The following is an 8,030-nucleotide window of genomic DNA, read 5'->3' on the forward strand; positions in this document are numbered from 1 at the left end:
TCGAACGTTTCCTACCCGATGGTACGTGAAACTTTTACGCGATTGGACGCGCGGTCGGGGGGATCGGGTACGGCAGCGTCGTGTCGCCGGACAGGTACTTGTCGACGCCGTGCGCGGCGGCACGGCCCTCGGCGATCGCCCAGACGATGAGGGACTGGCCGCGGCCCATGTCGCCGGCGGCGAACACGCCGTCCACGGAGGTGGCGTAGTCGGCGTTCCGGACGACGTTGCCGCGCTGGTCGAGCTCGACGCCGAGCTGCTCCAGCAGGCCCTCGCGCTGCGGGCCGAGGAAGCCCATGGCGAGGGTGACCAGCTCGGCGGGGATCTCCCGCTCGGTGCCGGGGATCGGCTTGAACCCGCTCTGCGGGCCCTCCACCTCGACCAGGCGCAGGGCGCGGACGTTGCCGTCCTCGTCGCCGAGGAACTCCTGGGTCGACATGGCGTACAGCCGGTCGCCGCCCATGTCGGCGAGCTCCTCGTGGGCGCTCTCCATCTTGAACAGCATCGGGTACGTCGGCCACGGCTGGTGGCCGGGCCGCGTGGCGGGCGGCTGCGGCATGATCTCCAGCTGGGTGATCGAGCGCGCCCCCTGGCGGATCGCGGTGCCGATGCAGTCGGCGCCGGTGTCACCGCCACCGATGACGACGACGTGCTTGTCCTTGGCCGTGATGGGCGATTCCGCCAGGTCGCCCTCCTGCACCTTGTTGGCCAGGGGCAGGTACTCCATGGCCTGGTAGATGCCCTTGAGCTCGCGGCCGGGGACGGGCAGGTCGCGCCAGGCGGTGGCGCCGCCCGCCAGCACCACCGCGTCGTACTGCGAGCGCAGCTCGTCGGCGGTGATGTCGACGCCGACGTTCACCGAGGTCTTGAAGTCGGTGCCCTCGGCGCGCATCTGGGCGATGCGGCGGTCCAGGTGCCGCTTCTCCATCTTGAACTCGGGGATGCCGTAGCGCAGCAGCCCGCCGACGCGGTCGGCGCGCTCGTACACGCGGACCTCGTGCCCGGCGCGGGTGAGCTGCTGGGCGGCGGCCAGGCCCGCCGGGCCCGACCCGATGACCGCGACCTTCCTGCCGGTCTTCACCGGCGGGGGCAGCGGGCGCACCCAGCCCTCGGCCCAGGCGCGGTCGATGATCTCGACCTCGACCCGCTTGATGGTGACCGGGTCCTGGTTGATGCCCAGCACGCAGGCGCTCTCGCAGGGGGCCGGGCACAGCCGCCCGGTGAACTCGGGGAAGTTGTTGGTGGCGTGCAGGCGCTCGATCGCCTCCTGCCAGTCCCGCTTGTACACCAGGTCGTTCCACTCGGGGATGAGGTTGCCGAGCGGGCAGCCCTGGTGGCAGAACGGGATGCCGCAGTCCATGCAGCGGCTGGCCTGCTTCTCCAGGCGGTCGCGGCCGAAGTCCTCGTAGACCTCGCGCCAGCTCTTGATGCGCACGTCGACCGGGCGGCGCTTCGGGAGCTCCCGCTGGACGGTCAGGAAACCCTTCGGGTCTGCCATGTGGTGGAAACCCCCTTCCTCAGGCCTTGGCGGCGGCCATGACGGCCTCGTCGACGTCGCGTCCCTCGGCCTCGGCCTTGGCCATGGCCTCCAGGACGCGCCGGTAGTCACGCGGCATGATCTTGGTGAACCGGGCGGCGGAGCCCTCCCAGTCGGCCAGCAGCTTCTCGGCCACCGTGGAGCCGGTCTCGGCCAGATGCCTCTCGACGAGGCCGCGGACGAAGTCGGAGTCCTCGGCGGTGAGTGGTTCCAGGTCGACCATCTCCGGGTTGACCAGCTGCGGGTCCAGATCCAGGACGTAGCCGATGCCGCCGGACATGCCGGCCGCCAGGTTGCGTCCCGTGCGGCCGAGGATGACCGCGCGGCCGCCGGTCATGTACTCCAGGGCGTGGTCGCCGACGCCCTCCACCACGGCGGTGGCGCCGGAGTTGCGCACGCAGAACCGCTCGCCGACGACGCCGCGGGCGAACAGCTCGCCGGACGTCGCCCCGTACAGCAGGACGTTGCCCGCGATGATCTGGTCCTCGGCGGCGAACGGCGCGTCGGGGTGCGGCCGCACCGTGATGCGTCCGCCCGACAGGCCCTTGCCGACGTAGTCGTTGGCGTCGCCCACCAGCCGCAGCGTGATGCCGCGCGGCACGAACGCGCCGAACGACTGCCCGGCCGAGCCGGTGAAGGTGATGTCGATCGTGTCGTCGGGCAGGCCGTCGGCGCCGCGCGCCCGCGTCACCTCGTGGCCGAGCATGGTGCCGACGGTGCGGTTGACGTTGCGGATCGGCATCTCCAGGCGTACCTGGCGGCCGTGCTCGATGGCGCCCTCGGCGAGCTGGATCAGCGTGTTGTCCAGGGCCTTCTCCAGGCCGTGGTCCTGCTGGACGACCTGCCGCAGCGCGGTGCCCTCGGGCAGCTCGGGCCGGTGCAGGATCGGCGACAGGTCCAGGCCCGCGGCCTTCCAGTGCTCGACGGCGCGGGTGGTGTCGAGCAGCTCGACGTGCCCGATCGCCTCGTCCAGCGAGCGGAAGCCCAGGGCGGCCAGGTACTCGCGGACCTCCTCGGCGATGAACTCGAAGAAGTTGACCACGAACTCGGGCTTGCCGTTGAACCGCTTGCGCAGCACCGGGTTCTGGGTGGCCACGCCGACCGGGCAGGTGTCCAGGTGGCACACCCGCATCATCACGCAGCCGGACACCACCAGCGGCGCGGTGGCGAAGCCGTACTCCTCGGCGCCGAGCAGCGCGGCGATGACCACGTCGCGGCCGGTCTTCATCTGCCCGTCGGTCTGCACGACGATGCGGTCGCGCAGGCCGTTGAGCAGCAGCGTCTGCTGCGTCTCGGCCAGGCCCAGCTCCCACGGCGCGCCCGCGTGCTTGATGGAGGTCAGCGGGGACGCGCCGGTGCCGCCGTCGTGCCCGGAGATCAGCACCACGTCGGCGTGCGCCTTGGACACCCCGGCCGCGACGGTGCCGACGCCGACCTCGGCGACCAGCTTGACGTGCACCCGCGCAGACGGGTTGGAGTTCTTCAGGTCGTGGATGAGCTGCGCCAGGTCCTCGATCGAGTAGATGTCGTGGTGCGGCGGCGGCGAGATCAGGCCCACGCCCGGGGTGGAGTGCCGGGTCTTGGCGATCCACGGGTAGACCTTGTGGCCGGGCAGCTGGCCGCCCTCGCCGGGCTTGGCGCCCTGCGCCATCTTGATCTGCAGGTCGTCGGCGTTGGTCAGGTACTCCGAGGTCACGCCGAACCGGCCGGACGCCACCTGCTTGATGGCGCTGCGCCGCAGGTCGCCGTTGGGGTCGGGGGTGAACCGCTCGGGGTCCTCGCCGCCCTCGCCGGTGTTGGACTTGCCGCCCAGGCGGTTCATGGCGATGGCCAGGGTCTCGTGCGCCTCGGCGGAGATGGACCCGTAGGACATCGCGCCGGTGGAGAACCGCTTGACGATCTCGCTGACCGGCTCGACCTCCTCGATCGGCACCGGCGGCCGCTCGCCCTCGCGCAGCCGGAACAGCCCGCGCAGGGTCATCAGCTTCTCAGCCTGGGAGTCGACCCTGCTGGTGTACTCCTTGAAGATCTCGTAGCGGCGGGTGCGGGTGGCGTGCTGGAGCTTGAACACCGTCTCGGGGTTGAACAGGTGCTCCTCGCCCTCGCGGCGCCACTGGTACTCGCCGCCGACCTCCAGGGTGCGGTGCGCGGGCTCGACGCTGCGCGGCGGGTAGGCGCGACGGTGCCGCTCGGCGACCTCGCGGGCCAGCACGTCGAAACCGACGCCGCCGAGGCGGGAGGTGGTGCCGGTGAAGCACCGGTCGATCACCTCGGCGCCCAGGCCGATCGCCTCGAAGATCTGCGCGCCGGTGTACGACGCGACCGTGGACACGCCCATCTTCGACATGACCTTCAGGATGCCCTTGCCGTACGCCTTGATCAGGTTGCGCACGGCGGTGGCCGTGTCCAGGGCGATGTCACCGGTGCGGACCAGGTCCTCGACGGTCTCGATGGCCAGGTACGGGTTGATCGCGGACGCGCCGTACCCGATGAGCAGCGCCATGTGGTGGCACTCGCGGGCCTCGGCGGTCTCCACCACCAGGCCGACGCGGGTGCGGGACTTCTCCCGGATCAGGTGGTGGTGCACCGCGCCGGTGAGCAGCAGCGCCGGGATCGGCGCGCGGGCCGAGTCGGCGCCGCGGTCCGACAGCACGATGAGGCGGGCGCCGGCGGCGATCGCGCGGGACACCTCGGCGCAGATCTCCTCCAGGCGGGCCTGCAGGGCCTCCCCGCCGCCGCTCACCTCGTACAGGCCGTGCACGACGTGGGCCTGCAGATGCGGCAGGGCGCCCTCGTCGTTGATGTGAATGATCTTGGCGAGCTCGCCGTTGTCCAGGATCGGGGTGGGCAGCACGAGCCGGCGGCAGGAGTCCGGGCCGGGTTCGAGCAGGTTGCCCTCGGGGCCGAGCGTGGACTGCAGGGACGTCACCAGCTCCTCGCGGATCGCGTCCAGCGGAGGGTTGGTGACCTGCGCGAACAGCTGCTTGAAGTAGTCGAACAGCAGGCGCGGCCGCTGCGAGAGCACCGCCAGGGGCGTGTCGGTGCCCATGGAGCCGATCGGCTCGGCGCCGGTGCGGGCCATCGGGGTGAGGATGATCCGCTGCTCTTCGAGGGTGTAGCCGAAGGTCTGCTGCCGCTTGACCAGCGTCTCGTGGGTCGGGACCTCGCGCTGGCGGGCGGGCAGCTCCTCGAACCGCACCAGGCCCTCGTGCAGCCACTGCCCGTAGGGGTGCTGGGCGGCCAGTTCGGCCTTGACCTCGTCGTCCTCGATGATCCGCCCGGCCTCGGTGTCGACCAGGAAGATCCGGCCCGGCTGCAGGCGGCCCTTGCGGACGACCTTGTCGGCGGGGATGTCCAGCACGCCCGCCTCGCTGGCCAGCACGACCAGGCCGTCGTCGGTGACCCAGTAGCGGCCGGGGCGCAGGCCGTTGCGGTCCAGCACCGCGCCGACCACGGTGCCGTCGGTGAACGACACGCTGGCCGGGCCGTCCCACGCCTCCATCAGCGTGGAGTGGAACTCGTAGAACGCGCGGCGGTCGGGGTCCATCCCGGTGTGGTTCTCCCACGCCTCCGGGATCATCATCAGCACCGCGTGCGGCAGCGACCGGCCGCCCAGGTGCAGCAGCTCCAGGCACTCGTCGAACGAGGCGGTGTCACTGGCCTCGATGTCGATCACCGGGTAGACGCGGGACAGGTCGCCGGGGATCAGGTCGGACTTCAGCAGCGCCTCGCGGGCCCGCATCCAGTTCCGGTTGCCCTTGACGGTGTTGATCTCGCCGTTGTGCGCGATGAACCGGTAGGGGTGGGCCAGTTCCCACGCCGGGAAGGTGTTGGTGGAGAACCGCGAGTGCACCAGCGCGATGGCGCTGGAGAACCGGCGGTCGGACAGGTCGGGGAAGAACGGCTCCAGCTGCGGGGTGGTGAGCATCCCCTTGTAGACGATCGTCCGCGCCGACAGGCTGGGGAAGTAGACCTTGACGTCCTGCTCGGCGCGCTCGCGCATGCAGAACACCACGCGGTCCAGCTCGATGCCGGTCTTGCCGGCGTGCTCGCCGCCCTCGGCGGCGGTCACGAACAGCTGCGCGAAGTGCGGCATGACGCGGCGCGAGGCGGGCCCGGCGAAGGTCGGGTCGTGCGGCAGCGCACGCCAGCCGAGGACGGTCAGGCCCTCCTCCACGCACAGCGTCTCGACGTGCGCGACGGCCGCGGCCCGCTCCTCGGGGTCGGTGGGCAGGAACGCGATGCCCGCCGCGTACGCGCCGGCCGGGGGCAGCGCGAAGTCGCAGACCTCGCGGAAGAACGCGTCGGGGATCTGGGTGAGGATGCCGACGCCGTCGCCGTCGTCGGGCTCGGCGCCCACGGCGCCGCGGTGGTCCAGGTTCTTCAGGACGGTCAGGGCCTTGCGAACGATGTCATGGCTCTTGCGACCGTGCAGGTCGGCCACCATGCCGACGCCACAGGCGTCGTGCTCATAGGACCGGTCGTACAGCCCCTGGTTCTGGGGCGCACCCGGTGTGAGCGCAGCAGCAGCCATCAACCCTCCCGTCGTCGTCGTGTCACTGCTTAGGCGTCAGTGCAGGCTCGGGACGACGTTGGCCCTGCTGCGGTGAGATGACATTACATCACTGTCGGGATCATGCCCGACACGCCCTGATCGCGAAACTTCTCTGTGTCCGCGTTCCCGGAGCGTCCGTGAGTAGTCAGTTCAACCAAGGATACCGGCGACATACCACCACAAATCGCCCGCATCGCGGTGATGATCATCACCGGATCCGGATGTTTCAGGTGGTGAACGCCGCAACACCCCGGCAATCCGCATCATTCCCCATGAAAGCGGTGCCGAACCATGTGCGTGCCGGGCTTTCCGGCCGTCGCCCCGCCGTCACCGGCCCGTGACGGAGGATTCTCCCGCAGGTCACGGGCCGGGCGGCGGCGATGGCCGGTCGGCCCGCGCGAGGCAGGCCGGTCGGCCCGCGCGAGGCAGGGCGGACGGGCCCGCGCGAGGGCGGGCGGGTCAGGAGGCGCGGGCCGCGCGGCCGAGCGGGCCCGGGGCCTTGCCGCCCTCGATCAGCAGCGACAGCAGCGTCTCGTCGGTCTCGTCGCCCTTGCCGTCCAGGCGCTGCGCCCAGGCCACCACCGCGTAGTGCCCCATCGCCAGGCCCCGGGCCATGCCGAAGCCCCGGCCGAAGCGGTCCAGCGGCGACGCGGCGGGCAGCGGGCGCACGAAACCGCCGCCGCGCCCCTGGCCGATCTCGTCGACGAACCGGTCGGCGTCCGAGGCGGTGTTCAGGTTGAACACCGTGACCGACAGCGCGTACTCGCCGTCGTCGTCGGCGTACAGCGTCCGGGCCGCCTGGGTGCAGCCGTGTTCGCGCAGCTGCCCGCCCATGCTGGTGCCCCACACCGCGAGGGAGCAGTCGGTGTCCAGGCTCTTGACCTTCAGGGTCAGCCGCCTCGTCCCGGCGTCCTGGACGGTGATCTTGTTGGCGGACTCGGGGAACGCCTCGCCCACGGTCAGCGGCGCCCGGTCGGCCGAACGCTGCGCGATGCCCCGGTACGCCTCGGTCGACGGCGAGCTCGAGTAGGACGCGGGCGCCGGTCCGCTGACGGCCGGGCTGCGGCCCATGCTCTGCGGGGCCTGCCGCCCGTCCGGGCCGCCGTCGTCGCCGCCGCCCACGACCACCACGGCCAGCGCCCCCACCAGGAAGATCACCGCGAGGGCGCCGGCGGCGCCGTAGAAGACCCGGGGCGGCAACGACCCCATCCGCGCCGCCAGTCCCGCGTTCTTCGGCCGCTGTGCTCCGGACGGGTCGCGGACCGGCCCGTCCGGCCCCCGCGCGGGACGTTCGGCGTCCGTCCGGCCCGCCGGCCCTCGCCGGCGCCCGGCGCGCTCACGCCCCTTGCCCCGGGGTCGCTTCCTCGCCGGCTCGTCGGGCGCGGCGTCCTGGCGTCCGCCGCCGTCCGGCCCGTCCTGCCACTCGGCCGCGTCCTGCCACCCGGCCGCGGCGTCCTGCCACTCGGCGGGCGTCTCCTGCCACTGTTCGTCCTGGCTCGCCCACTCCGCGGACGTCTGCTGCCAGTCCGGGACGGCCTGCCCTCCGGTGGTCCGCCAGTCCTCCGCCTGGCCGCGCCACTGCTCGTCGGCCTCCTGCCAGTCGGCGGGCGCTCCCTGGGCGTGGGGCGCGTGGCCCTGCCACTCGTCCGTCTGCCCGTGCCATTCGTCGTGCGGCGCCTGCGCGGCGGCCTGGGCGTCGGGCTCCTGCCGCTTCCTGCCCCACCGGCGCTCGCGGCCCGCGGCCCCGGCCTCCGGGGCGGGCGTCCGGTCGCGTGACCGGCGCTTCTTCGGGTCCGCAGCGGGCGGCCGGCCTTGCGCGCCGCGTGGACGGCGGTCGCGGCCGGGAGCCTGGCGGGGATCCCGCTCGGTGCCCGGCCCGGCGGCGCGCAGCCGGTCGGCGAGCTTGGCCGGACGCTTGCCCGAAGCGGGCGGACGGGC

3 protein-coding genes are annotated in these 8,030 nt (G+C 72.3%); all 3 read right to left on the reverse strand.

The window, feature by feature from the left end:
* Positions 1-34 precede the first annotated feature (34 nt).
* Complete coding sequence (locus tag ABD811_RS24545; protein WP_344952109.1) at positions 35-1,498, reverse strand: glutamate synthase subunit beta; 1,464 nt, start codon at positions 1,496-1,498, stop codon at positions 35-37.
* A 19-nt stretch (positions 1,499-1,517) separates the two neighbouring features.
* Positions 1,518-6,071, reverse strand: a complete 4,554-nt coding sequence (gene gltB, locus ABD811_RS24550; RefSeq protein ID WP_344952112.1) for a glutamate synthase large subunit — start codon at positions 6,069-6,071, stop codon at positions 1,518-1,520.
* 480 nt (positions 6,072-6,551) lie between these two features.
* On the reverse strand, positions 6,552-8,030 hold a 1,479-nt coding region (locus ABD811_RS24555; RefSeq protein ID WP_344952115.1), incomplete at its 5' end, for a hypothetical protein.

Source organism: Actinomadura miaoliensis, assembly GCF_039536785.1.
Taxonomy (GTDB): domain Bacteria; phylum Actinomycetota; class Actinomycetes; order Streptosporangiales; family Streptosporangiaceae; genus Spirillospora; species Spirillospora miaoliensis.